A 25,909-nucleotide genomic window follows, 5' to 3' on the forward strand; every position below is an offset into this window, starting at 1 on the left:
AGACTATTTCACGCACGCACCCTCTCCCCGCGTTCTGTTTATTTGTACCCACTTACGTAAGTGAAATCAATCAGTATTTAATCCTGTGCCGCCAAATTTGATATAAGATCGAGCTAAATTTCTAGTGTGAGAGAGTAGAGGCATTTGTGAGCCAACAAGATATTTTAAATTTAGCAAAAGAAGGCGATGCCAGGGCGATCGCATTTCTGATCGGCCAAGCACTCCAAAGCTTCGGCGTCACGGCTAAAGCCAGCCAGGAAAATGACACCCTGCACCTGCTGCTGGAAGCAGAACAATTGCCTGCAGAAGAAGCCTGTCTCCGAGTTGCAGTCAAAGGGTTGCAGCGGCTGCAACCAAATAACGTTTACTCCGTAACAGTTTACGGGCGGCGGAGCGGCCAGCAATTGCCCGCTTGGACTCAGACAGTAGAATTAAAAAAACGCTTGACTTCCGCACCCGTGAGTGCAGCAGTTGCTGTGAGTGCAGCAGTTTCCGCTAGTGCAGCAGTTGCCGCGAGTTTACCCGCTTCCCCAATTCCTGTGGCTTTGCCAAAGCTAGAAAAAACTCAAAATGCCACAATTGCGCCCACTAAAACACCAGACAAATCCCCGCCCAAACCCCCTAAAATCCCAACTCCAAAACCCACAAACCAACGGCAACAAAAGCCATCACCGCAGCCCGAGTTAGCCCGCACTAAAACTAAAAAATCTGGGATCTCAGTCGGTGTTCTGAGTCTGATTCTCGTGCCGATATCCGGCTTTGTTCTGGCTTCTCAATTTTACAAATCCTCAACCACCGCTACTATTAACCCTCTAACGTCAAAGCCTGCGGTACAAAAAGAGAGTTCGACACCCGCGCCTGCAACCGCAGCCAAACCCCTTCCAGCTCCAAAATCGCCATCCGAGGCTGCAAAAAAACCTGCCATTGTGCCCGCAACTGTCAGCATCAAAGCAGTTGGCGACATGATCCCCGGCACAAATTTTCCCTACAACAAACTACCGGCAAAAAAAGAGCTTTTATTGGAGTCGGTAAAACCGTACCTCAAAGGAGCTGATATTCTGTTTGGCAATTTTGAAAGCACGATGACCGACTATCCTTACAGTTCCAAAGGAGGCGGCGGACGAATGCTGTTTGCCTTTCGGACGCCTCCGAGTTATGCCAAAATCTTCAAAGATGTTGGTTTTGATATTTTGAATGTTGCCAACAATCACTCTTACGATTTTAACGAGCAAGGATTTAAGGACACGATTAAAAACATCGACAGCAACGGCATGAAGGCTGTTGGCAAAAGAGGTCAAATTGTTTATCAAAATGTCAAAGGTGTGAATTTTGCCTTTATCGGTTTCAGCAACTACGGCGAAGTTCACAATTCCTTGCTGGAATTGAAAGCGGGGGCAGAACTTGTCAAAAAAGCGAAGCAAAACGCTGATATTGTAGTGATATCAGTTCATGCTGGAGCTGAAGGAACGGGAGCTCTGAATGTGAGAAATAAAAACGAATTATTTTACGGAGAAAACCGAGGAAATATGGTTTTGTTTTCGCGGACGATGATTGATGCGGGAGCAGATTTGATTTTGGGACACGGGCCGCACGTTACCAGAGCTATGGAACTTTATAAAGGGAAATTGATTGCTTATTCGCTGGGCAATTTTTTGGGTTATCGCACTTTGTCCACAGCAGGAGCACTCGGTCAATCTCTAATTTTGGATGTGAAAATGACTCCGCAAGGGGATTTTGTTTCTGGTAAGATTATCCCAGTGGAACTTAACCGGCAAGGCATCCCATCTATTGATGACGATTTTAGGAGTGTGGGGTTGATTCGCAGTTTGACAAAAAGCGATTTTCCTAATAGCGGTTTGACAATTGATGACAAGGGACAAATTTTGAAAAAAAGTAAGTAGTCAGTAGTCAGTAGTCAGTAGTTAGTAGTTAGTAGTCATTAGTTAGTAGTTAGTAGTCATTAGTTAGTAGTTAGTAGTCATTAGTTAGTAGTTATTAGTTAGTTGGCAGTAGTTAGTTGGAATTGGTAATTCGGAATTAGAACCAATAAGTAACAAGTAACAAGCAACTGCCAACCACCAACTGCCAACTACCAACTGCCAACTGCCAACTGACTACTCATATATCATCGTTTTCAAAGCTTCTTTCATTTCGTCTGCTGTCGTCGTCGCCGTACCGAATTGACGCACGACAATGCTAGCCGCCAAATTGCCCAAAACTGCCGCTTCCCAACCGGATGCACCCACGCACAAAGCTAAAGTCATTGCTGCTACGACTGTATCTCCAGCACCTGTTACGTCGAAGACATCAGTCTTGTTAAAAGGGGGAATGTCCCAACTTTGAATGGCAAATTCCCCGTTTTCACAAGTGGAGGTTGGAGGGGGTGAATTTTTGATTTCTTCGCCGTTCACCCTTTCAAACAAAGTCATCCCTTCTTCGCCGCGAGTAATCAGGATTTTTTGAGCTTGAGTTAAGTTCAACAAATCCCGTCCTGCTTGCGTTAAAGTTTGAGGGTTTTTGATAGCATATCCGACTGCTTGCTCGGCTTCCGGCAAGTTCGGAGTAAACAGCATCGCTCCAGAATATCGCTGCAAATTGGTTTGAGCGTCTACAATTGTTTTGCCGGGAACCACCGCCGATTCGATCGCCAAACGAGTCAAAACTCCGTCCCCGTAGTCGGAACAAACCACTGCATCTACTGTCGGTATTTGCTGCCGAATGTAGTCTGCTAATTGCAACTGCAAATCTAAATCCGGCAACTCGTCCGATTTGCGATCGACTCGGACAATTTGCTGAGTCACCGACTGCCGCGCGTGCCCGGAAATTCGAGTTTTGGTGACTGTTGGACGCTGCGAATCGATTAAAATGCCAGCCGTGTCAATTCCCGCCGCCTCAAAAATACCGCACAAAGCCTTTCCCTGGTCGTCTTTTCCCACCAAACCAGCAACTTTTACTTTGCCTCCCAGTTTGGCTAAATTGTAGACAGCATTTGCGCCACCTCCGGGTACTTGCTGAGTATTTTCGTAGCGCAAAATCAACACAGGTGCTTCGCGGGAAATTCGCTCTACTTGTCCGGTAAGAAATTCGTCCAAGGTCAAATCTCCGATCGCTAATACCTGGGCTCGATCGAAGCAGTCTAATCTTTTCAATAATTGCTCAGTTGAGGCACGCAGTTGAGGCAAAAAATCGGAATAGTCGTTAGTCATTAACCAAAAAAATGAGACTGAGGAGTTGATAATTGAGCGTGGAACGAGCGGGAATTAAAAATCCTAATATAAATTAATAATTAATTTCCTCCCTTGTTTGATTTTTAACTTTTAATTGATTTTCTCACTGTAATTTTGAGAAACCAGTTGCAGGCTGTTGGCGATCGCACTCGCTCAACCAATGCGGCAAAAAAATGCGGATCGAAGCGCAGCCATTGAGACTCAAGACAAAGTTTCACGGTGTGGAAGTTTCCTTCTACATAAGAACCTTCTAGATCGGTGCCTTCAAAAAACAGCAGAATTATTTTAATTTCTGCTTGATGATCGTAATCACCTGAGTCATTTGTTTTTTAAGTGCATCAATTTCCGCTTGCATTTTCGCCATTTTCAGAGTCATTGCCTGAATTTCGGCAGCCCCGGCTCCAGAAGTGGGTGCAGCCGCGGCGGCTGGGGCTTCCGGCACCGGTTTCTTTTTGGCCAGTACCATCGCCGATTTGATCGCCTCGGTTAGCTGTTTTTTCTCGAAGGGTTTGGCGATAAATGCAAAAAAATGCTTCTCAAAGGGTTTAGGAATTTTCTCCATCACCTCTTCTTCGCGACCCGACATGATCACCAAGGGTATCTTGGAAAGTTCGGCATGGGCTTGAACTTTTTGATACACTTCCCAACCACTGACTTTGGGCAGTAGGAAATCTAACATAATTAGATTCGGACGGGCTTGACGGATCAGTTTGAGTCCCTCTTCGCCGTCTTTTGCTTCTAGAACTTCAAAGTTACCTTGAGGCAACATCTCTCTGACTCGGACCCGGATGACTTTACTGTCATCGATTACCAAGATTTTTTGACCAGCCACGACTGACTCCTTCAGTAATGAGTGATGATTCGCAACCTTTAGTATATCCCTAACAGAATTCTACCCAGAATTCTGGGCGATTTTAATTTTGCTGCAACTGAGTGCGATTCTGATTTGAGGTGATAATCCTACAAGTTCAGGGACTGGGATTTCGGATACGATCGAAGGCATAAACTCGATCGCCACTTAATTATATGTCCCCCCAAACTCCTCAAACTCCTACAGTCAAAGCAGTTGCAGCCCAAATGCGGGGTGAAATCGAGGCGATGCCGGAGTGGTTGCGCCGCCCCATCGGCAAAGCTAGCGAACTTTCCGAAGTGCAAAAAATTATTAAACAGCGGCAAATTCACACGATTTGCGAGGAGGGCAGATGTCCCAACCGCGGCGAGTGCTACGCGCAAAAAACGGCGACTTTTTTGTTGATGGGGCCGACTTGCACCCGCGCTTGTGCTTTTTGTCAAGTAGATAAAGGTCATTCTCCGATGCCCCTAGACCCGGAGGAACCGCAAAAGGTGGCAGAGGCTGTGCAGTTGTTGGGTTTGCGCTATGCGGTGCTGACTTCGGTGGCGAGGGACGATTTGCCGGATGGGGGTGCTGGTTGGTTTGCCAGGACGATCGCCCAAATCCGCCTTCTGAACCCAGATACTGAAGTTGAGGTGCTGACGCCGGATTTTTGGGGGGGAATCGGGAGGAGTTCAGAGGGGGAGAATTCTGGACTCGATGAGTTGCAGCGAGAGCGGATTGGCACGGTGGTAGAGGCTAAACCGGCTTGTTACAACCACAATATTGAGACGGTGCGCCGGTTGCAAGGGCCCGTGCGGAGAGGGGCCAAGTACGATCGCTCGATCGACGTTCTCCGTACTGTCAAGCAACTTGACCCCAGCATTCCCACCAAATCCGGTTTGATGTTGGGACACGGGGAAACCGAAGCCGAGATAGTCGAAGCGATGGCCGATTTGCGGGATGCCAAGTGCGATCGGCTCACCCTCGGTCAATACATGAGACCATCTCTAGAACACCTCCCAGTGCGTAAATACTGGACGCCGGCCGAATTTGACCGTTTTGGGTCGATCGCCCGGGAGATGGGGTTTGAGCGCGTGCGATCGGGGCCTCTCGTCCGCAGTTCCTACCACGCCGGAGAGAGCGATGGAAATTAATCTGCATTCAACTCGGTATAAACTCCTAGTTACAAAAAATAACACTAGAGGAGTGTGCTGATGTGCGACGCTCTCTGCTATTTGTGAATAGAGTTACAACAAATAAATTTGGAGTTTGACTTATGGCAGAGATAGCGAAGAATCAATTAAACTCTGACTCCGTTATGAAAACGGGCAAACCGCCTTACACCTTTCGGATGGCCTGGTTTCTGTTGCTGTTAGGTATCAATTTTCTCGTTGCAGGCTACTATTTCCATATCGTCCAGTAGTTCTGCAATTTGACTGTTAGCAGCCTCTGTTCCCGCCTGCACTTAACCCTGTTTTTGGCTGGCGGGGATCGGCAACTGCGATCGCGGAACGGGCTTTTGGGCCCGTTCCGCGATCGATCGAGTTTTTTCTGGAACAGGCCCAAAAGCCCGTACCTAATCTAAAATCTAAAATCTAAAATCTAAAATTGGCTGACTCCAGCTTCGAGAGTCGCTCTTTGATTTTAATTACGTCTTGCTTGGTCTCGATCGCCAAAGTTGCTAAATTGTCAAACATCGGGTCTCCCGACAGCGTTCTAGGATTTGTCCGACCAGAACTCGGAAGGTTCGGAGACTGAGGCCGGTTAACTCTAGAACCTTGGTTTTGCAAACTGTAGATTTGTCCCCTGAGTTCAGAAATTTGACTTTCTAATTGAGTAATGCGAAACTCTAATTGACTTGTGGATTGAGCGGGCGTGACAATTGGCGCAACAGCAATTGCTAAGGCGCAAGCCAGACACAAAAGACAGATTTTTATGGCGCGATGGCGAATATTTTTCGGCATAGCTTTAATAATTTAAATTATACAATTTATAACGTAACAAATCCCAGCTATTTTTGACCTCTATCAGAAGTATGTCTTATGCCAACTAGAAACGTAGCTATTTTAATGTTCGATGATGTCGAGGTACTGGACTTTGCAGGCCCTTTTGAAGTGTTTTCGGTGACATCAGAATTAAATAAGGACGATCGACCTTTTGCAGTCTCTACCGTAGCCGAACATCCAGGTGCTGTTAGCGCCCGCAACGGTTTGAGCGTAAATCCCGACTGCACCATTTCCGATTGTCCCCCACCGGATATTTTAATTGTACCGGGAGGACTAGGTACGAGAAAATTAATCGATAATTCAGCAGTTATTAATTGGATTAAAGATTGTGCGCGAACAGCAGAATTAGTGCTTTCTGTCTGTACGGGTTCGCTGCTTTTGGCAAAAGCTGGCTTGTTGGAAGGTTTGGAAGCAACTACACACCATCAGGTATTGGAGTCATTGAGAGAATTAGCTCCCAACACAACTATTATCGAAAATCAGCGCTTTGTCGATAACGGCAAAATCATCACTTCTGGGGGAATTGCTGCGGGAATTGATATGTCTTTGCACGTTGTCGGCAAGCTTTTGGGAACAGCACAAGCCGAACAAACAGCAGAGCACATGGAATATAAAATTGGGAATTGGTAATTGGGCATTGGGAATTGGGCATTGTTAATTGTATAATTTGCGCGATCTTAGGGTGGGGTTTTATCAACCATCATGCCTAAAACTCACATCTTGCACCATTCTCAATTACTTGTTTAGGAACAGGCTTTCCGGCCTGTGAAGCGAGAAAACTCATTCTTTGTGGAACGGGCCGGAGAGCCCGTTCTTGACAATGGTGCAACATCTGAGCTAAAACAAACAATCTCGTAAACCCGCCCCGCCCATACACGAAGGATGCTACCCAATGTGATATCAAGCATCTTCGCCCCAAACTCGAAGCTGAACATAAACTAATATCAAAGCTACAGCCATCAGGAAAGTTGCCGCAGCGGCTGCATAGCCAAAATCAAATTGCGAAAAAGCTTGCTCGTAAATATAATAAACTAGCAAATTAGTAGAGTTCAAAGGGCCGCCGCCGGTGATGACGTAAACTTGCTCGAAACTCCGCAGGGTAAAAATAGCAGTAGTGACGGTAGCAAATACTAAAGTCGGTCGCAAACCAGGTAAAGTGATGTACAAAAATTGCTGCCAAGCATTAGCTCCATCCAATTCAGCGGCTTCGTAACGATTTACCGGAATTGCTTGCAATCCTGCTAAAAATACTACCATATTAAAGCCTAATTGTTTCCAAATACTGAGCAGAATTATCACTGGCATTGCCCAAACTGTGCTGCTAAGCCAAGGAATTTGATTTAAGCCGATCGCCATTAACAGACTATTCACCGGGCCTTCGGTTTGAAACAACCACCGCCAACCCAAGCCAACTGCAACTAAAGAGGTAATCGAAGGGATAAAATAAGCGGTGCGGAGAGCTCCTCGCCAAGCAAACGAGCGATTTAACAAAACTGCCAAACCCAAAGGAATCACTAAACTGGGAATGACTGTAGCAGTAGTAAAATAGATTGTGTTTTCGAGAACTTGCCAAAAATCCGGGTTAGTGACTAGGCGCCAGTAGTTGTTCAAGCCAATCAAACGCACTCCCGACTGGGTAAAGCTGCCGCTGGTAAAGCTGAGGTAAAATAAATAGGCGATCGGCCCAATCAAAAAAGTACCCAGAAACAGCAAAGCCGGGGCCAGAAAAGTCCAAGCTGCGATCGAATCATTATCCAACCAGTTAAAACGCCCAAATTTAATCTGAACCATTGGCTTGTAAATTTTAGCTTTTAGTTTTAAATGGTATCACAATCTAGGTCTATGTCAAAATGAACCTTCTCGATATATTAGCCAATTTACCCACTATTCAAACTGAAAGGCTCCTGCTCCGAAAAATCACTTTAAACGATGCCAGCGATATGTTTGAGTATGCCTCAAATCCCGAAGTATCAGAATACACAATGTGGTCAACTCACACCTCGATCGAGGACACTAGATACTTTCTCAAGTCAATTATTAAAATGTACAAAAGACGAGAACTGGTAGATTGGGGAATCGTCCACAAAGCCGAGAAAAAATTTATCGGCACTTGCGGATTTGTAGAATGGAGCATGACGCACAGCCGCGCGGAAATTGGCTACGCACTTTCGAGAAGATATTGGGGAGAAGGATACATGAGCGAGGCTGTTAATGCAATAATTGAATTCGGCTTTCGGGAGATGCTGCTGAATCGAATTGTGGCTCGATGTGAAGTTAACAATATTGCTTCGGCTCGGGTGATGGAAAAAGTGGGGATGCAAATGGAAGGGATCTTGCGACAGCAGCTATTTGTGAAAGGCAAATATTGGGATCTCAAAATTTATTCGATTCTCAGGGAAGATTTTTTGAGCGATCGACCAGATTAGCACCGGTTACAGGTGGTACAATTATTTTGAAGATCGGGCTTTAGTATTGATGAGTATAAAAAAGTTAAATATTTCCAGATTGCTGATTTGTGCCTGTTGCCTGTTACATTGGAGCAGAGTAGGTACGAGTGCGATCGCCCAACGACCAACTTTGCGATCGGCAATTATCTCTCAAGCAAATCCCCCAGCCAAAACTGTAGCAGAAAAATTGGTAGGACAGTGGCAACTGAAATATTTATCACCCACTCCTTTAACAGTAATTATCACACTAGAAGGCAAATTATTTATACTCAAGGGCTATCCTTTCCCTAATCCTAGCGCCTATGAATTTAGCTACAAAATTAACTCGCTCTTCCAACCCATGCAAATTGATTTAGCTAGCAGCGATGAAACTTTGCGGACAATTTTTGAATTCAACAATCGCGGTCAACTGCGTGTAGAACTCATGGGTTTAAAGCCAGGAGAACCCAGACCAAATACTTTTACGGCAGGGGCAATTTTTCTCGAAAAAGTTTCTACAGTTACAGCTTTACCGCGAAATACAAAAATCGAAAGATTTAATCTATTAGAACCAGAAAATCCGCGACGAGTGTATGAAGGCGAAGAATTTATTAGGTATGCGATTAGGGCGCAACAAAGCTTCTACGCAGAACATACCAAATTTGCTACAACCCTTGAAGAACTGGGCATAGGAATGAGATTAGATACAGAAAATTATCGCTATCAAATTTTACCGGAAAGTGGTTCAACCGAAGGTGTAATTATGACCGTTCAAGCTAAAAAGCCTCAATTTAGAAGTTATACAGGTGCAGTTTTTTTAGTTAAAGTTAAAGACGATGACGATAATGCTCAAACTAGCGTTGGATTTATTTGCGAAACCGATAAACCTTCTACTATACCTCCACCTAGACCTATAGTTCCGATAAATAACGACAAAGCCAACTTTAGATGCCCAATTAATTCCTCTTTGATATAAATAACTGGGACAGATATTTATTACCAACCACAGAATAAGGGTTTCAAGGCGATTCGATAATCGAGCTACGAACGGAAAATAAAGTGTTTCAGGCTACGAATTGAAAACTGTTCGGACTATTGTGATATGAAGGTAAAAATTTTATGATAACAGCAAATACCAATTCCAGAGATTGTTTGATTGTTCCCCCAATTCCTACCGCCAAAGTCGAAAAAAATGTTTCTCTTAGTAAGCCCTTAAAACTAGGAATTCTAGCATCAGGAAGCGGCAGCAACTTCGAGGTAATTGCCCAAGCCATCCAAAACCAAGAACTCAATGCTACAATCCCAGTATTAATTTACAACAACCCCGAAGCCAAAGCCGCAGCCAGAGCCGAAAAATACGGTATTCCCGCGATTCTTCTCAATCACCGCGACTGCAAAAGCCGCGAAGAATTAGATACAAAAATTGTCAAAACTTTCCAAGAATATGATGTAGAATGGGTGGTGATGGCGGGTTGGATGCGGATCGTTACCAAAGTTTTGCTCGATGCTTTTGCCGATCGCGTTATTAACATTCACCCCAGCTTACTGCCGAGTTTCCCAGGAATTCGCGCCGTCGAGCAAGCACTGGCAGCTAAGGTTAAAATCACCGGATGTACGGTGCATATCGCCCGTTTAGAAGTTGACAGCGGGCCGATTTTAATGCAGGCTGCGGTGCCGGTATTGCCTGATGATACCGCAGAAACGCTGCACGCGAGAATTCAGGTGCAAGAGCACAAGATTATGCTCGGTGCGATCGCACTTATTGCCGAATCCAATCAAAAATATTGTGACTAAAAACCTCACCAGTGCCGCATCTATCCCCGAATTGCCCGTCAGCGAATCACCCGAAACAGGCCCGCCGCTGATAGACTCGAATCGCCTGAAATTAATTCTCAAAGAAAGGCTCAAAAAGAGCATCGGCATCAACGGAGAATTCTATCTGCCTTGCTTGCCATCGATGCTAGACGACTATCTAAAATTACTGTCAGACTTCTTAAACATTCTCGGGCAAAACATCGACGCTGCCCAAACCGAAAACTTGCGAACATTAATCGCCAACGCCTTAGTAGAAGGATTCAAACATTCCCCCCACGCTAATCTAATAGTCTCATACTTTCCCGCGAATTCCCAAACAGGTTTAGCCGGCGGCATTACTATGAATACCAAGATTCAAGTCGAATCGATGGCCCAGAAATATCATACCTGGCCGGATATTCGCCCCGAACCTTTATTCGGCAGCCATCCCGATGCCAAAGTTATCGCCACTGCCGCCGAATTAGGCGAACCGGGAAAAGCACCTATTTTAGATGTCGGTGCGGGCCCTGGGCGCAATAGTCTGCCTTTAGCAAGGTTAGGTCATTCCGTAGATGCGATCGAACTAACACCCATATTTGCCGAGAAACTATCATCTGCAGCCACCGCCGAAAACTTACCGGTAAATGTCACCCAAGGCGACGTTTTAGACCCATTATTGAGGATGAAAACTTATCGGTACAAATTAGCCATTGCTACCGAAGTTCTCTCTCATTTCCGCTACCCCGAACAAGTGCGTCTTTTCCTCGGCAAAATGTCCGATGCCGTGTTAAGTGGCGGGTTTATCTTATTCAGTGCTTTCTTAGCAGTTGATGGGTACGAACCCGACGAGATGGCAAAACAAATGTCTGAATTATCTTGGTCTTATCTGATTACCAGACCAGAATTGCAAGCAGCAATAGAGGGTTTGCCGTTAGAAATTATTTCTGATGAATCTGTAATTGAATACGAACAAAAACATTTGCCTGACTCTGCGTGGCCGCCGACACCTTGGTTTGTCAGTTGGGCCAGCGGGCGCGATTTATTTCCCGTGCAACAAACACCGCCGTTAGAGTTGCGGTGGATACTTGTTAAACGCTTGTAAAGTAGTAGGGTGCGTCAGATCGTAGCTGATTGATTTTTGATAAAATCACGCAATCTGACGCACCCTACAGCAATTTTTAGTAGTAGGGTGCGTCAGATCGTAGCTGGTTGATTTTTGATAAAATCACGCAATCTGACGCACCCTACGGCTAGTAGTAGGGTGCGTCAGATCGTAGCTGGTTGATTTTTGATAAAATCATGCAATCTGACGCACCCTACGATAATTTTTCGCATTGAAAAACCTAAACTTACACCTCGGATGCCCGCAATTGTCCGCAGGCGGCATCTGCTTCTAAGCCGCGAGAATACCGGACGCTAACTGCAATTTTCTTTTCCTTCAAAACCGAAACGAAACTGTTAATTCGATTGGGAGTCGGTCGCTTATATTCAGCTTCCTGAATCGGATTGTAAGGAATCAAATTAACGTGACACTGAAAACCGCGCAAGTGAGTTGCTAACTCGGCTGCGTGTTCCGGCAAGTCATTCACACCTGCTAAAAGTACGTATTCAAAACTCAATCTGCGCCCAGTCGATCGCACATATTCCCGACATTCTGCGATTAACTCACCCAAAACATAAGGGCGGGCGCTAGGAATTAACTCTTCGCGCAATCTTTGATTGGAAGCGTGGAGGCTGACGGCGAGGGTAACTTGCAGTTGATGTTCGGCTAATTGGCTGATGCGATTGCGAATTCCTACTGTGGAAATGGTGATGTTTCGCTGTCCAATTCCTACGTCTTGATTCAAACACTTGACAGCAGCTACAACATTATCGAAATTCAGCAGGGGTTCGCCCATTCCCATAAATACGATGTGGCTGACTCGGCGGCCGAAATCTTGCTGTACAGTCAAGACTTGATCGACGATTTCGTTTACTTCTAAATTGCGCTTGAAACCGCCTTTTCCGGTAGCGCAAAAGTCGCAGCCCATCGCGCAGCCAACTTGGGCTGAGACGCACACAGTCAGCCGTTTTTCGGTGGGAATGCCTACTGTTTCAATGATTTGACCGTCTGCCAATTTTAAGAGATACTTTACCGTGGCGTCTGGTGCGACCGATCGATAGTGAATGGTCGATCGCCCGATCGGAATTTTAGCAACAGTCTCGCGCCACTGTTTCGAGAATACAGAAATGTCAGAGATCGATCGCGCACCTTTCTCATAAATCCACTGGTACAACTGCTTTCCCCGATAAGCCGGTTGTCCCTGCTGCTGCACCCACTCCGTTAACTCAGCTAAACTCGCCCCCAGCAAAGGCGGAATTTTACCAGACTCAACAGCCAAAGCAGCAGTCTTGCGAGACTGATTCGCACCCCTGGAATTACCAGAAGAGTACACCTGAGAAACGGAAGTAGGAGACATAAGTCATCAGAAAATTTAAAGCTACCCTCTATATTAAAACTTATCGACCAAAGCGGCCGTTAATCCTCCAGAAGGCACTTATGCAGAAAGCAGAAGGCGGAAACTCGATCCGGCTAAATCCCTTAATAAGGGCAAGTTTAAGAATAATCCGGTTCCCCCCTAAAAAAAGGGGGGTTAGGGGGCTCTTATTGTGGACTCACAAAAAAAACTCCAGACAGCAATCTGCAAAATCAAGAATCCAGTTAATTTTTGGTAAAATTCCCCAAATATTGCGTGTAAATGACCGCCGCCACCTAAAATAAACTCTGTAGTTTGTTAAAGGGTGTGCAAATTTGACAGCTTTCTACCACAATTAATGCAACTTTTATGGTGCTAAATATTCTTGCGCTACCCTTGGGGTTTCAATTTACATCGCCGGGCCCGATTATCTTTCAACTCGGCCCCCTAGCCATCCGCTGGTACGGGCTGTTGATAGCTTCTGCCGTCTTGATTGGGGTGAGTCTGTCCCAATACTTGGCCCAAAAGCGCCGCGTCAACCCGGAATTGCTGGGCGATTTGGCAATTTGGCTGGTTCTGGGCGCTATTCCCTGCGCTCGAATTTATTACGTGGCTTTCGAGTGGCAGCAATACGCCCAGAGGCCTGAAGATATTATTGCGATTTGGAAAGGCGGAATTGCCATTCACGGTGCGATTTTGGGTGGCACGATCGCAGCTTTAATTTTTGCGAAAATCCAGCGAGTTTCTTTTTGGCAATTGGCAGATTTAATCGCGCCTTCGGCAATTCTCGGTCAGGCGATGGGACGCTGGGGAAATTTCTTTAACTCCGAAGCTTTTGGCAGTCCTACGGATTTGCCTTGGAAACTCTATATTCCCCCAAACAGCCGCCCGCCCGCTTATGCTAATTTTGAATACTTCCACCCCACATTTCTCTACGAATCCCTGTGGAATTTGACAGTATTTGGGTTGCTTCTGACTTTGTTTTTCCGCGATTTGCAGGGCAAAATTCGCTTGAAAACCGGTGCTTTATTTTTGGTTTACATCGCAGCTTACAGTTCCGGTAGAGTCTGGATTGAAGGGTTGCGAACTGACAGTTTGATGTTTGGGCCGCTGCGGGCTGCACAGATGGTAAGCTTGACTGGGATTGTTTTAGGGTTAGGCGGGTTGACTTGGCTTTATGCGCTCGATCGACCTTTGCCCGATGTTGTCTCCCCCAATAGCGATCGGGCAAAGATCGCTCAAAAATTCCCAGAGGATAAATAAAAAACCCCAGAGAGGTTAGTCTCTAGGGTTTAAAACCAGGGTGCATCTACCATCCCTTACTTCCAACCAAAATAGGTGCATCCGGAAGCGCCCGTAAATTTAGAAAATTTTTTAGCCGCAATGAGTTTGACAGAGATTGAATCCCTAATTCCAGGTGTATACATTGTAGGTGCAGGCCCGGGAGACCCGGATTTGTTGACCGTTAAGGCTCAAAAATTACTGGCTGCTGCTGATGTCATATTATTTGCTGATTCGCTAGTCCCAGAGCAAATTTTGCAGGGGGTACGCGCGGATGCTGAAGTTATCCAAACTGCGGATAAGACCCTCGAAGAGATTGTACCTTTGATGGTGGAACGAGTGCGCGACGGAAAAAGCGTCGTCCGCCTCCATTCCGGCGATCCCTGTCTCTACGGGGCTGTCGGCGAACAAATGCAAGCTTTGGCCTCCGAGGGAATTGCTTTTGAGGTAATCCCGGGAATTAGCGCTTTCCAACTTGCGGCGGCTAAACTTAAAATTGAGTTGACAGTTCCCGGATTAGTGCAGACAATTATTTTGACGCGAATTAGCGGCAGAACCGAAGTACCGGAACGCGAAGAATTGGCGAGTTTAGCGGCTCATCAAGCGAGTTTGTGCCTGTATTTGAGCGCCCGCCATGTCGAACAGGCTCAAGCTAAATTGATGGAACATTACCCATCTGATTTGCCTGTAGCGATTTGTTATCGGTTGGGCTGGCCGGATGAAAAAATTGTGCTAGTTCCCCTTGACAAAATGGCCGTTGCTACGCGCGAAAATAATTTGATCAGAACGACAATGTATGTTATTAGTCCGGCGTTGGGAAAATCAGCAGAAGGGCGATCGCGCTTGTACCATCCAGAGCACGATCGGCTTTTCCGTCAGTAGTCAGCAGGCAGTTGTCCGTTGGCAGTTGTCCGTTGGGTTTCGTTCCTCAACCCAACCTACAGAATAAAAACTAATAACCAATAACCAATAACCAATAACCAATAAACAAATGAAAGACTTAACTCGCAGACAATTTATCATTGTCACCGCATTAAGCGCCGGATTTGCCTTAGCAGTTCATCCTATTGCGGCTGCCGTTATCAATACCGATGCTGCTGGTTTAATAGCAGGTGAGGTAAAAATTCCCGTGAAAGACGGCTCAATTCCAGCCTACAGAGCAATGCCAGCCAGCGGCAGCAATTTTCCAGTAATTTTAGTAATTCAAGAAATCTTCGGAGTTCACGCCCACATTCAAGATATTTGCCGCCGTTTTGCTAAATTAGGTTATTTAGCGATCGCCCCAGAAATGTTTGCCCGTCAAGGTGATGTTTCTAAAATCACCGAGGTTCAAGAAATTAGGAGTAAAGTTGTCTCGAAAGTTCCCGACGCTCAAGTGATGTCCGATTTAGATGCTACCGTAGAGTGGGCACAAAAGTCAGGAAAAGGCAATATTAATAAGTTGGGAATTACAGGATTTTGCTGGGGTGGCAGAATTGTTTGGCTGTACTCTTCTCACAACCCAAAAGTCAAAGCTGGAGTGGCTTGGTACGGGCGTTTGGTTGCCGCTTCTACGGCTTTAACTCCCAAACAGCCGATCGACCTTGCAGCAAGTTTGAAAGTGCCTGTATTGGGGCTTTACGGTGGCAAAGACGAGTCAATTCCCAACGATACCGTCGAGAAAATGCGGGAAGTTCTCAAAACTGGTAGCAGCGGTTCCGAAATTGTGCTTTATCCAGATGCGCCGCACGCTTTTAACGCCGACTATCGCCCCAGTTACCGGAAAAAAGAAGCTGAGGATGGTTGGAAACGGATGCAAGATTGGTTTAAAAAGTATGGAGTTTCATAATAGTTTTGAGTTGTTAATTTTCACTTAAAACTGGTGTCAAGTTTGGGAACGAAAAAGGCAATATTAGCGAATAGCCCTTAAGACAGGTGGGTTTGTGGGTCCGACATTGGTAAACTGAGCGGTGTAGAATTATCGATCGAACAGGTAAGCCCGTGCTAGACGAACAAGCTAAAAAGACCATCTTGCGGAAAATCCCTCACGGATTGTACATCTGCGGTGTCAAAGACGGGGAGGAAGTCAACGGTTTCACCGCTAGCTGGGTGATGCAATCTTCCTTTACCCCTCCCTTAGTTGTCAACTGCGTCAAGCAAGACTCCAAATCCCACAGCATGATCAAAGCCAGCGGTGTCTTTGCTTTGAGTTTCCTAGAAGCAGGACAGAAAGAGTTAGCCCAGAAATTCTTCAAACAGCAGCGCCGCGTTGGCAATAAATTTGAGGATGTAGAATTTTATCCCGGCGCGGAAACTGGTTGTCCGATTATCTCGGATTCTCTGGGTTACATCGAGTGCAAAGTTGTCGGTGCTGTGGAACACGGGGATCACACGGTTTATGTGGGAGAAGTTTTGGCCGCCGGCGTCCACCGAGAAGGCAATCCGTTGCTGCTAGAAAGCACCGGTTGGAATTACGGCGGTTAGAAAGTTGGCAATTGGCAATTGTCAGTAAAAACTCTTTGTGGAACAGGCATCTTGCCTGTTCTTGAGAATTGTGCCAGATGTCAGATTATAGCGACTTATATCATTTCCGGTTGCATCGGAATCATATATTTGGATGATAGCAGTGCGAGCGTCTCGCTCGCGGCTACAGATCGCGAGCGAGACGCTCGCACTCATAATTCCGATGCTACCGGATTTGATATTATTTATGAGCTGCGAGAGTTAAGCGGTGCATAATTAATACAAAATCGGCGACAATCTTGTCAGTGTTTTCGGTAGTTAAAATTGGTACGTGGACGAAAATACATTGAGCGGCTGTTTGAGAATCGCAAATATGTTTTAAAACCGCATAATATAGGGATTCGCATACAAATTTTCCTGCTTCGTGACTGATTTCTGTTGCAGCTAAATCAGCGACTAGCGGTTCGAGATTAACTGCTGTTTTCAGAATGTCGCTATCGCAGCAAGCGCAGGATTCTACGGTTAATTTTTGCCGGCTTTCGGCCATGCCGCAGCAGATAATAGTGTCGGGTTGGATTTGGTTGATTTGGGCGATCGCCAAATTCGGTGCTAGCTGAAAATCTACTGGCAGTTTCCTCAAAAAAGTCAGGGAATCAGGCAAAGATTTGATTTGGGAAATCTTAGCTAATAAGTCGTCCGAAGAGTTGGATTGCTGATGGGGAAGCCAAGTATCAAATGAGGTTAGCAGGATTTTCGCCGTCATATTTGTGCAATAATACTGATATTGATAATATAAGGCAAGTAAGTCAATGTCTGTCATTGCAGTAATAGACTATGGCATGGGCAATCTGCACTCGGTCTGTAAAGGCTTGGAAAATGTGGGTGCAGTGCCAAAAATTACAGATTCTCCTGCTATAATCGAGCAGGCTGATGCGGTGGTTTTGCCGGGAGTTGGTTCGTTTGACCCGGCAATGCAGAATTTACGATCGCGCAATTTGATAGAACCGATAAAAAGTGCGATCGCCTCGGGGAAACCTTTTTTAGGCATTTGTTTGGGTTTGCAAATTCTGTTTGAAAGTTCCGAAGAAGGCGTAGAACCGGGATTGGGCGTTATTGCGGGAAAAGTGCGCCGATTTCGATCGGAACCGGGTTTGACAATTCCGCACATGGGATGGAATCAATTGGAATTGACTCAGCAGAATTTGCCGCTGTGGCAAAATTTACCGTCCGATCCTTGGGTTTATTTCGTGCATTCTTATTATGTCGATCCGGTGGATTTGGAAGTGCGATCGGCAATTGTGACTCACGGCAGTCAAAACGTGACGGCGGCTATAGCTAAAGACAATCTGATGGCCGTGCAATTTCACCCGGAAAAGTCGTCGAGTACGGGATTGCAAATGCTGTCAAATTTTGTCAGTCTGGTGAGGGAAAAAGTCGCCGCTTAGGTGGCATGAGTCTTAAAAAAAACCCGGTAGATTGCCGAAACCGGGTTTGAGATCAAATTCGGTTGCATCGTCCTGGTATGGTGCGTCGCTGTGAGATTTTCAACCTTCCCAAGTAGATGATTGATGGAGCCGCACCCTACTACGGTATCTACAGAACTCGATCGGATATAATTCCGAATTAAAAGGTATGTAGTTGCGCTTCAGCGCTCTTTATTAAAAGGTATGTAGTTGCGCTTCAGCGCTCTTTATTAAAAGGTATGTAGTTGCGCTTCAGCGCTCTTTCCTAATCTAAGAGCGCTAAAGCGCAACTACATACCTCAAATTTCACCCTTATTTGTGACACTTGGCCTTAGTCCTAACATGGCTCTTTCCTAATCTAAGAGCGCTAAAGCGCAACTACATACCTCAAATTTCACCCTTATTTGTGACACTTGGTCTTAGTCCTAACATGGCTCTTTCCTAATCTAAGAGCGCTAAAGCGCAACTACATACCTCAAATTTAACCTTTCTTTGTGACACTTGGCCTTAGTCCTAACATGGCTCTTTCCTAATCTAAGAGCGCTGAAGCGCAACTACATACCTCAAATTTCACCCTTATTTGTGACACTTGGCCTTAGTCCTAACATTTTTAAAAGTGTTCTTCCTTCTTCCTTGTTCCTAAATGACTTTAAGAATCTATGGCAATCGCCAAATAAAAACCCTGCCGGGACTCGCAACTCGCCCTACACCTTCGCGAGTCAGAGAAGCTTTATTTAATATTTGGCAAGGGACGATCGCAAATTGCAGATGGCTTGACATTTGTACCGGCAGTGGTTCGATGGGTGCAGAAGCTTTGTGTCGGCAAGCCGCGAGTGTCACTGGCATCGAACAGTCGGCGAAAGCTTGTGCGATTATCCGCCAAAACTGGGAGCAAGTAGCAGACTCATCCCAAACCTTCCAAATATTGCGGGGAAACGCGACGGCGAAATTGGCGGCACTAGCGGGGCAGCAGTTCGATCGCATTTACTTCGATCCGCCCTACGCCAGCGACTTGTACGAACCTGTGTTAAACGCGATCGCCAGCCAAGAAATGCTAGCACCAAACGGCGAAATGGCCGTCGAACACAGCCCGGAGCGATCGGCACAACCAATTTCCGGCCTAGAAATTTGCCGCCAGAAAGTATACGGCAATACAGCATTAACCTTCTACACACGCAGTGCCTGAGAGGCTCAAACAGCAGCAGCGTCAAGCCTGGAGGCAGAAAGAAACCGGGTTTCATGGCGTTGGCGCGCCCGGGACTCAAAGTTTTTCCCTTGGATACAATACAAATTTTTCCGATGAAGTTAAGCTTTGTGCGTAGGTTGTCAGAGCAAGTTGCCTCAGCAATTGACGAAATAAATGGAGTTTAGGCTGAAAATAAAGACTTTCAGTTGTAACATGAACCCAAAGTGTGAGTGTGAATATTCCTAAAGGAGTGAATATGGTTCAGACACCTTCGCGCCCTCGTGGCAGCGAGTTTCCGGCTGCTAACTCGGTACAGCCAGTCAAACGCGATACGATTCTGCTGGGAGATAGCCTCCCCCTGCCCAATACCAAACTCTTCGGCACAGACGGCATTCGCGGGAAAGTTGGAGAATTGCTGAATGCACCCCTAGCCCTGCAAGTGGGCTTCTGGGCTGGACAAGTTCTACGGCAACATTCCCCCAACCAGGGGCCTGTGATTTTGGGGCAAGACAGCAGGAATTCCAGCGATATGCTGGCAATGGCACTGTCAGCGGGTTTGACGGCCGCCGGTTTGGAAGTGTGGAATTTGGGATTGTGTCCCACTCCCTGCGTTGCTTATCTGGCAAGCGTTTCGGAGTCGGTCGGCGGAGTGATGATTTCGGCTTCTCACAATCCCCCAGAAGACAACGGCCTTAAGTTTTTCGGCTCAAACGGCTCGAAGCTGTCGCAGCAGTTGCAGGAACAAATCGAAGCGGGAATCCGGGGGGCAAAGGTTCCGGTTGCTAGCTTGGGTTGGGGGCAGCACTACCATCGGTCTGAGTTGGTGAAAGATTATGCCACTTCGCTCTGTGATTCGCTGCAACAGATGAATTTGGAGGGAATGCGGATAGTTTTGGATTTGGCTTGGGGGGCGGCTGCGGGTTTGGCGCCGGCGGTGTTCGCACAAATGGGGGCGGAGGTGATCTGTTTGCACGACTCTCCTGATGGATCTCGTATTAATGTTAACTGCGGTTCTACTCATCTTGACAGTTTGCAAGCGGCGGTTTTGGAACACAATGCTGATTTGGGATTTGCTTTTGACGGCGATGCCGATCGAGTTTTGGGTGTTGACAACCAAGGTCGATCGATTGACGGCGATTACATTCTTTATCTGTGGGGTCGGCAGTTGCGCGACTCCGAACAGTTACCGTCCAATTTAATTATTTCTACTGTAATGGCTAACCTCGGCTTCGAGCGAGCTTGGGAAGAATTGGGCGGCAAACTAACTAGAACCAACGTCGGAGATCAGTACGTTCACGCTGAAATGCAGCGCACTGGTGCGATGTTGGGCGGCGAACAGTCTGGACACATTCTTTGTCCGCATTACGGTATCAGCGGCGACGGTTTGCTAACAGCTTTGCATCTGGCTTCGCTGGTGCGCCAGTCCGGGCAATCTTTGGCACAATTGGTAAGTGGCAGTTTCCAAACTTATCCGCAGTTGCTGCGAAATATTCGGGTGGAAGATCGCGAAAAACGCCTGAAATGGCACGAGTGCGAAGCAATGCAAAATGCGATCGATCGTGCTACAACTGCAATGGGAGAACAGGGACGGGTTTTGGTTCGCGCTTCAGGCACTGAACCCCTGATCCGAGTTATGGTGGAAGCTGTCAGCGCCGAATTGGCTAATTTCTGGACAGAAAATTTAGTTTTAGCCGTTGGGCAACACATCGCTATTTGATGGAAATGGCAAATTAATCTGAAGGAAGAACGGAGAAGGAAGAGGGAAGAAGGAAGAAGGAAGAGGGAAGAAGGAAGAAGGAAGAAGGAAGAAGGAAGAAGCCTCTAGATAAATATAGGGGCTATTGAAACCAATTTCTCATTCTTTATTCCCTCTTGGTTATTCCCTCTCTCCTAAATAACTAAATCCTTCTTTCTCCCTTTTCCCATTTCTGATTTTATGAAGAGTAAATCAATTCAAAATGGGCGGCTGCATCGAATTTCGTTAAAAGTTTTAATTGTCGTAATATTAATAACGGGGATATTTTTTCGCTTTACTGACCTCGATCGCAAAGTCTACTCCTTCGACGAATCTATCACCTCGCTCCGAATTTCTGGCTACACTTGGACGGAAATGGTGCAGCAAGATTTTCAAGGAAAAATAATTTGCGTCGCCGATTTGCAGCAGAAATACCAGCAGATAAATCCCGAAAAAAGTTGGTTGGATACTGTTAAAGGTTTAGCTACAGAAGAACCTCAACTGTCGCCGCTGTATTTTATTTTAGCCAGATTTTGGGTGCAGTTGTTCGACCCGCAAGTGGCGACTGTCAGAAGTCTTTCAGCTTGGATTAGTTTGTTAGTTTTTCCCAGCATTTATTGGCTGTGCTGGGAATTATTTCGCTCTGCGTCTGTGGGATGGGTGGCTGTTACAATCGTCGCTGTTTCACCCTTTCACGTCTTGTACGCGCAAGAAGCAAGACCCTACATGATGTTTGCAGTCTTGGTTTTGTTGTCGAATGCAATTCTGCTGCGGGCAATCGCCCTACAAAAATCTCCCGCGACATCTAAATTGAGCAAGGCTATTTGGTTTATTTATGCGATCGCCCTGACTTTAGGACTGTATTCTAGTTTATTATTTTATTTAGTAATATTCGCCCACGGCATCTATGTAATTTTAACTGAAGATTGGCGTTTTGGCAAGACATTAGTTGCTTATTTACTAGCTTCAGCGGCAGCAATAATTATTTTTGCTCCTTGGATTTGGGTATTACTTTATAACGCGCCAAAAATCGAAGCAACAGTAGGCTTGCCGCGCCTTTCCCTGTCTTTCATATCTTCACTTAAATCTTTAATCATCATCACCTGCCGAATGTTTATCGACACGCATTGGACGGGCGGAATTATCAAATTGTGTTCGAGCGGTATTGCTACAAATTTAATCAGACTGATTGTCGCCGCCCTATTGCTGTTAGCGATCGTACATTCAATATACACACTCTGCCGCTCAACTCCCAAACGAGTTTGGCTGTTTGTATTGACAGCGATCGGAATTACAGCGATAGTATTGATAGCAGTGGGAGGCGTTGCCGATCGCTATCTGGTTCCCTATATTTTAGCAATCCAGATAGCTGTTGCCTACCTATTTACCGATAAAATTGCAGCCGCCACCAATTCCAGACAACAAAAACTGTGGCAGCTCGGTTTAATAGTGCTAATATCGAGTGGAATAGTTTCTTGTGCCGTCAGCTTACAGTCGCAACTTTGGTGGAACAAATATCCTTCTAGCACTGAATACAATCCCCAAGTAGCCGCAATTGTCAATCAAGCCCAAAAACCTTTAGTAATCACTCACGGAGGCAACAACATCACAGGAAAAATACTGTCTGTCAGCTATCTGCTGAAGCCGCAAACACAGCTTTTGCTAGCAGTTAAACCTGAACAAGTCAAAATTCCTGATGGTTTTAGCGATGTATTTCTATACCGAGCTACAGAAGCATTGCAATTTGAACTAGAAAAAGTGCAAAAATATAAAATCACACCAATTTACCAGCCGGGCGCTGTTTGGCTTTGGCGTGTAGAGAAATAAGGAAAGTGGCAACTGCAAATGATGATTTCTGTTGTGATACCCACCTACAACCGCGAGCAACCTCTGCGAGAGACATTGGCTGATGTGATTCGGCAAAATTACCCGAATTTTGAAGTGCTGGTAATCGATCAAACTCGCACCCACGAATCAGAAACTCAAGTTTATTTAGAGGAATTGGCAAATGCTGGCAAAATTCGGTGGTTTCGAGTAGATTGGGCGAGTTTGCCGGGAGCTCGAAATTATGCAGTGCGGCGCGCAGTTGGAGAGATTATTTTATTTATTGATGATGATGTACAATTGCCAGATGGTTTTTTGGCGGCTCACGCTGGCAATTATTTAGAAAAACCCGATGTGGGATGTGTCGCGGGCAGGGTTTTTGACAGAATGAAATTGGATTTTTCTGGAGGCGATTTGGCGATCGAATATTTGCCCTCAGAAGCGATGGATGCGGGCATTGCCTGGTATTTTATCGATTTGGTGCATACAGTAAAACCGCAGCAGGTGCTCTCGGCTAGAGGCTGCAATATGTCATTTCGCCGGCAGGTTTTTGCCGAGTGCGGGCTGAGGTTTGACGAGCGATTTGTAGGGAGTGCGGTGCGGGAGGAGTCGGATTTTTGTTTGAGATTGCGATCGACTGGCATGAAAATTTGGTACGATCCCAATGCGTGTTTAGTTCACTTTGGGGAAGAGAGCGGCGGATGTCACGATGTCAGTACGCGATCGATCGAATATCAAGTCACATTTTATCACAATCACTTTCTAATGGGATTGACAAATTTAACAGCTTTTCAATGCCTGCGATTTTTTGCCAAACTCTTTGACTGCCACGTTTTGGGGAATCCGCCTTGCCATAAAAGCCGATCGCCCATTAAAATTATCGTTCGATTGAGTTTTTATCTCCTAGGTTTTATGAGTGTCCTCAATACATTAATTCAGTCTCTATGGAACGACGGACAAATTTACACCCGTCAAGATAACATTAACGGTAAATAATTTTTATTACCAATTTCCAATTACCAATGAATAAAAAATGAGAATCCTCGTTGCCAGCCACACCTATATTGTGGACATAAATCGGGAAAAATTCAAGATATTAGCAAGCCTAGAACCAGAAATTGAAGTAACACTTGTAGTGCCGCAGCGTTGGAAACCCGGAGGCGTACAAAATAAAATTATAGAAACACAATTCTGTCAAGAAGGCTCATTTAAAGTAGTCGCAGTCTCCAATTACAGCCAGAACAATCAAGGATTGCTAACATTTGGTACTGATTTAATTGAGATTTTAGAAAAATTTAGACCGCAGATTATCCAAGTTGAACAAGGTTCAAAATCCCTCGCTTGCGCGCAATTAATATTTTTAAATAAACTGCTCAAACTCAAAGCAAAAAATATATTATTTACCTGGTGGAATCTGCCTTATAAATTAAAGTGGCCTGTTTCAATCTTAGAAAATTACAATCTTCAGCACACCGACGGAATTATTGCAGGGAATCTAGATGGAGCTAAAATTTTGCAGCAGCGGGGCTATCAAGGTGCGGTGAAAGTAATGCCACAACTCGGAGTAGATGAAACTTTGTTTCGCCGCACTGGTAAAGACGCTGATTTATCCCGCAGGTTCGGCATTGAACCGACCGATTTTGTGGTAGGATTTGTAGGGCGATTTGTCGAAGAAAAAGGATTGTTAACTTTAGCTGAGGCCTTGTCAGGGTTAAAAAAACTATCTTGGAAGTGGCTGTTAGTAGGACAAGGAAAATTGCGGACGCAACTCGCCGAAAAATGTATTGAATGGGGAATCAGCGATCGAATAATTTGGGTAGAAAGCGTTTCGCACGAGGAAATACCCCCCTACATTAACTTAATGAACTGTTTGGTATTGCCTTCGCAAACCAGCTATAAATTCAAAACTTTGACCGCTGTGGGCTGGAAAGAACAATTCGGTCACGTTTTAATCGAAGCGATGGCTTGTCACATTCCGGTTATCGGTTCCGACTGCGGGGAAATTCCCCACGTCATCGGCGATGCGGGGTTAGTATTCCCCGAGGGAAATGCAGGGGTTTTACGAGATTGTTTGCAGCAATTGATGGAGCGGCGGGAGTTGGCTGCTGATTTGGGCGATCGGGGTTATCATAGAGCGATGAGCAATTATACCAATAAAGCTTTAGCTGAGCAGTTGTTGGAATTTTACAAAGAATTGTTGTAATTTTTAGCAGTATAATGCAAGTGTTAAATAAAAGCTGTAGTAAATGTCTATTCCTTCCGACATACGCTCTTTGATTGACGAACTCTACCAGGTACTAAACGATACCGAACGCCAAGCAACGCAGGGACTTTTTGCACTTAGAAGAGCAATGTCTCTTTTTCCCCAGAATGAAATACTGATGCAATACTTTTCTTCCATCACCAATTTTCAATTCAACGTAGCAGGTACTCGCTTACAAGCAGAGCACATTGTGGGCAATATATTGATGGCTGGTGTGCCCGATGAAGATGTTCAAAAAGCAGCAGATTCTTTAGCAGCCTTGCTAAATATGGCTCCCGAATCGAAAATTATGATAGACAAAGTAGTTGAGAGATTAGAAGCATTGCCATGAAACAATTACCAGATGAAAGCCAACTCCTGGAAATCCTTGAAATTGTGAAAGCTGCGGAAGCAAAAGCCAGTGAAATGTATGAATTTTCCAAGACAATGGCTCACAATACCCAAATTACAGCAACAAAGAGAGAGGAAGCGGAACAGCTAGAGGGGCAGCCTTTTCCAGATAATTAAATTTGTCATGGGAGATGTTGGTTTGTTGATTTAAAGAACGAGTCCCCATGCGAATTCTCCAAATTATCCCCTCAATTTCCCTCGTCTACGGCGGCCCAAGTCAAATGGTACTCGGACTTTCTGCGGCCCTCGCTTCCCAAGGCATCGATGTCACAATTATCACCACAGATTCTAACGGAGATATCGGTCAAATTCCCTTAGATGTGACTCTAAATCAACCAATACAACAAAACGGCTATCAAATTATTTATTTCCGCTGTTTTCCGTTTCGTAGATATAAGTTTTCACTCTCGTTATTAGACCTCTTGCAAAAATCCTTTCATCAAGTGATGGGACGGGCTCTTCGGCCCGTCCCACAAGAGTTATTTTTTCTTGTGGGACGGGCCGAAGAGCCCGTCCTAATTATTTTTGCAAGAGGTCTATTGCAGTGAAAGTTGCAGGGCTTACGCATGGGGTGGCTAGAA

General features: G+C 45.6%; 27 protein-coding genes. 21 read left to right on the forward strand and 6 right to left on the reverse strand.

Annotated elements, in window-relative coordinates; all coding sequences use genetic code 11:
• The first annotated feature begins 146 nt into the window (after positions 1-146).
• A complete protein-coding gene (locus tag QUA56_RS13005) occupies positions 147-1,901 on the forward strand; it encodes a CapA family protein (RefSeq protein ID WP_333358059.1) in 1,755 nt (584 codons plus the stop codon).
• Positions 1,902-2,114: 213 nt separating this feature from the next.
• Here QUA56_RS13005 and QUA56_RS13010 read toward each other — a convergent pair whose 3' ends face one another.
• Both QUA56_RS13010 and QUA56_RS13015 read right to left on the reverse strand, forming a co-directional pair.
• On the reverse strand, positions 2,115-3,206 hold the full coding sequence (locus QUA56_RS13010) for a PfkB family carbohydrate kinase (protein WP_333358061.1): 1,092 nt from the start codon (positions 3,204-3,206) through the stop codon (positions 2,115-2,117).
• Between the two features lie 301 nt (positions 3,207-3,507).
• Positions 3,508-4,059: a response regulator gene (locus QUA56_RS13015; RefSeq protein WP_333358063.1), complete on the reverse strand. Its 552-nt coding sequence runs from the start codon at positions 4,057-4,059 to the stop codon at positions 3,508-3,510.
• 194 nt (positions 4,060-4,253) lie between these two features.
• On the opposite strand from QUA56_RS13015, the gene lipA reads away from it, so the two are divergent.
• Complete coding sequence (gene lipA / locus QUA56_RS13020) at positions 4,254-5,216, forward strand: lipoyl synthase (RefSeq protein WP_333358066.1); 963 nt, start codon at positions 4,254-4,256, stop codon at positions 5,214-5,216.
• A gap of 122 nt (positions 5,217-5,338) precedes the next feature.
• A complete protein-coding gene (locus tag QUA56_RS13025) occupies positions 5,339-5,485 on the forward strand; it encodes a photosystem I protein PsaX (protein ID WP_333358069.1) in 147 nt (48 codons plus the stop codon).
• A gap of 172 nt (positions 5,486-5,657) precedes the next feature.
• On the opposite strand, the gene QUA56_RS13030 is transcribed toward QUA56_RS13025, so the two are convergent.
• On the reverse strand, positions 5,658-6,026 hold the full coding sequence (locus QUA56_RS13030) for a hypothetical protein (protein ID WP_333358071.1): 369 nt from the start codon (positions 6,024-6,026) through the stop codon (positions 5,658-5,660).
• A gap of 78 nt (positions 6,027-6,104) precedes the next feature.
• Here QUA56_RS13030 and QUA56_RS13035 point away from each other — a divergent pair, with 78 nt between their 5' ends.
• On the forward strand, positions 6,105-6,698 hold the full coding sequence (locus tag QUA56_RS13035) for a DJ-1/PfpI family protein (protein WP_333358074.1): 594 nt from the start codon (positions 6,105-6,107) through the stop codon (positions 6,696-6,698).
• A gap of 270 nt (positions 6,699-6,968) precedes the next feature.
• On the opposite strand, the gene QUA56_RS13040 is transcribed toward QUA56_RS13035, so the two are convergent.
• Positions 6,969-7,859, reverse strand: coding sequence for a sugar ABC transporter permease (locus QUA56_RS13040; RefSeq protein WP_333358077.1), 891 nt, complete (start codon positions 7,857-7,859; stop codon positions 6,969-6,971).
• 59 nt (positions 7,860-7,918) lie between these two features.
• Here QUA56_RS13040 and QUA56_RS13045 point away from each other — a divergent pair, with 59 nt between their 5' ends.
• The 4 genes from QUA56_RS13045 to QUA56_RS13060 all read left to right on the forward strand — a co-directional run bounded on the left by QUA56_RS13045 (position 7,919) and on the right by QUA56_RS13060 (position 11,390).
• Positions 7,919-8,494 carry a GNAT family protein gene (locus QUA56_RS13045; protein ID WP_333358080.1) on the forward strand — a complete coding sequence of 192 codons (576 nt, stop codon included), beginning with the start codon at positions 7,919-7,921 and terminating at the stop codon, positions 8,492-8,494.
• Between the two features lie 49 nt (positions 8,495-8,543).
• Positions 8,544-9,470, forward strand: a complete 927-nt coding sequence (locus tag QUA56_RS13050) for a type IV pilin-like G/H family protein (RefSeq protein ID WP_333358082.1) — start codon at positions 8,544-8,546, stop codon at positions 9,468-9,470.
• 143 nt (positions 9,471-9,613) lie between these two features.
• The gene (purN, locus tag QUA56_RS13055; RefSeq protein ID WP_333358085.1) at positions 9,614-10,288 is read left to right on the forward strand and encodes a phosphoribosylglycinamide formyltransferase; all 675 of its coding nucleotides are present in this window, start codon (positions 9,614-9,616) and stop codon (positions 10,286-10,288) included.
• Complete coding sequence (locus QUA56_RS13060) at positions 10,281-11,390, forward strand: class I SAM-dependent methyltransferase (protein ID WP_333358088.1); 1,110 nt, start codon at positions 10,281-10,283, stop codon at positions 11,388-11,390. The genes purN and QUA56_RS13060 overlap by 8 nt, the downstream gene beginning before the upstream one ends.
• A 247-nt stretch (positions 11,391-11,637) precedes the next feature.
• On the opposite strand, the gene rlmN is transcribed toward QUA56_RS13060, so the two are convergent.
• Positions 11,638-12,747 (reverse strand): 23S rRNA (adenine(2503)-C(2))-methyltransferase RlmN, encoded by a 1,110-nt coding sequence (gene rlmN, locus QUA56_RS13065; protein ID WP_333358091.1) that lies wholly within the window; start codon positions 12,745-12,747, stop codon positions 11,638-11,640.
• A 366-nt stretch (positions 12,748-13,113) separates the two neighbouring features.
• On the opposite strand from rlmN, the gene lgt reads away from it, so the two are divergent.
• The 4 genes from lgt (at position 13,114) to QUA56_RS13085 (ending at position 16,488) form a co-directional block, all read left to right on the forward strand.
• Positions 13,114-14,007 (forward strand): prolipoprotein diacylglyceryl transferase, encoded by an 894-nt coding sequence (gene lgt, locus QUA56_RS13070; protein WP_333358095.1) that lies wholly within the window; start codon positions 13,114-13,116, stop codon positions 14,005-14,007.
• Between the two features lie 120 nt (positions 14,008-14,127).
• On the forward strand, positions 14,128-14,907 hold the full coding sequence (gene cobM, locus QUA56_RS13075) for a precorrin-4 C(11)-methyltransferase (RefSeq protein ID WP_333358098.1): 780 nt from the start codon (positions 14,128-14,130) through the stop codon (positions 14,905-14,907).
• Positions 14,908-15,016: 109 nt separating this feature from the next.
• Positions 15,017-15,853: a dienelactone hydrolase family protein gene (locus tag QUA56_RS13080; protein WP_333358101.1), complete on the forward strand. Its 837-nt coding sequence runs from the start codon at positions 15,017-15,019 to the stop codon at positions 15,851-15,853.
• A gap of 152 nt (positions 15,854-16,005) precedes the next feature.
• Positions 16,006-16,488 carry a flavin reductase family protein gene (locus tag QUA56_RS13085; protein WP_333358104.1) on the forward strand — a complete coding sequence of 161 codons (483 nt, stop codon included), beginning with the start codon at positions 16,006-16,008 and terminating at the stop codon, positions 16,486-16,488.
• Positions 16,489-16,708: 220 nt separating this feature from the next.
• On the opposite strand, the gene QUA56_RS13090 is transcribed toward QUA56_RS13085, so the two are convergent.
• On the reverse strand, positions 16,709-17,287 hold the full coding sequence (locus tag QUA56_RS13090) for a pyroglutamyl-peptidase I family protein (protein ID WP_445242904.1): 579 nt from the start codon (positions 17,285-17,287) through the stop codon (positions 16,709-16,711).
• Between QUA56_RS13090 and hisH the strand changes: the two genes are divergently transcribed.
• The 9 genes from hisH (at position 17,277) to QUA56_RS13135 (ending at position 25,876) form a co-directional block, all read left to right on the forward strand.
• Positions 17,277-17,912 carry an imidazole glycerol phosphate synthase subunit HisH gene (gene hisH, locus QUA56_RS13095; RefSeq protein ID WP_333358106.1) on the forward strand — a complete coding sequence of 212 codons (636 nt, stop codon included), beginning with the start codon at positions 17,277-17,279 and terminating at the stop codon, positions 17,910-17,912. The genes QUA56_RS13090 and hisH overlap by 11 nt on opposite strands.
• A gap of 661 nt (positions 17,913-18,573) precedes the next feature.
• Complete coding sequence (gene rsmD, locus QUA56_RS13100) at positions 18,574-19,116, forward strand: 16S rRNA (guanine(966)-N(2))-methyltransferase RsmD (protein ID WP_333358110.1); 543 nt, start codon at positions 18,574-18,576, stop codon at positions 19,114-19,116.
• A gap of 256 nt (positions 19,117-19,372) precedes the next feature.
• Complete coding sequence (gene glmM, locus QUA56_RS13105; RefSeq protein WP_333358113.1) at positions 19,373-20,833, forward strand: phosphoglucosamine mutase; 1,461 nt, start codon at positions 19,373-19,375, stop codon at positions 20,831-20,833.
• Between the two features lie 219 nt (positions 20,834-21,052).
• The gene (locus tag QUA56_RS13110) at positions 21,053-22,678 is read left to right on the forward strand and encodes a glycosyltransferase family 39 protein (RefSeq protein ID WP_333358116.1); all 1,626 of its coding nucleotides are present in this window, start codon (positions 21,053-21,055) and stop codon (positions 22,676-22,678) included.
• Positions 22,679-22,696: 18 nt separating this feature from the next.
• Positions 22,697-23,671: a hormogonium polysaccharide biosynthesis glycosyltransferase HpsN gene (gene hpsN / locus QUA56_RS13115; RefSeq protein WP_333358119.1), complete on the forward strand. Its 975-nt coding sequence runs from the start codon at positions 22,697-22,699 to the stop codon at positions 23,669-23,671.
• Between the two features lie 37 nt (positions 23,672-23,708).
• Entirely contained in the window at positions 23,709-24,878 is a 1,170-nt protein-coding gene (gene hpsO, locus QUA56_RS13120) for a hormogonium polysaccharide biosynthesis glycosyltransferase HpsO (protein WP_333358121.1), read from the forward strand.
• Between the two features lie 43 nt (positions 24,879-24,921).
• Positions 24,922-25,269 (forward strand): hypothetical protein, encoded by a 348-nt coding sequence (locus QUA56_RS13125; protein WP_333358124.1) that lies wholly within the window; start codon positions 24,922-24,924, stop codon positions 25,267-25,269.
• Positions 25,266-25,445 (forward strand): hypothetical protein, encoded by a 180-nt coding sequence (locus QUA56_RS13130; RefSeq protein WP_333358127.1) that lies wholly within the window; start codon positions 25,266-25,268, stop codon positions 25,443-25,445. The genes QUA56_RS13125 and QUA56_RS13130 overlap by 4 nt, the downstream gene beginning before the upstream one ends.
• 47 nt (positions 25,446-25,492) lie before the next feature.
• Complete coding sequence (locus tag QUA56_RS13135; RefSeq protein WP_333358129.1) at positions 25,493-25,876, forward strand: hypothetical protein; 384 nt, start codon at positions 25,493-25,495, stop codon at positions 25,874-25,876.
• Positions 25,877-25,909 lie beyond the last annotated feature (33 nt).

This window comes from Microcoleus sp. N3A4, from assembly GCF_036701805.1.
Classification (GTDB): domain Bacteria; phylum Cyanobacteriota; class Cyanobacteriia; order Cyanobacteriales; family Microcoleaceae; genus Microcoleus.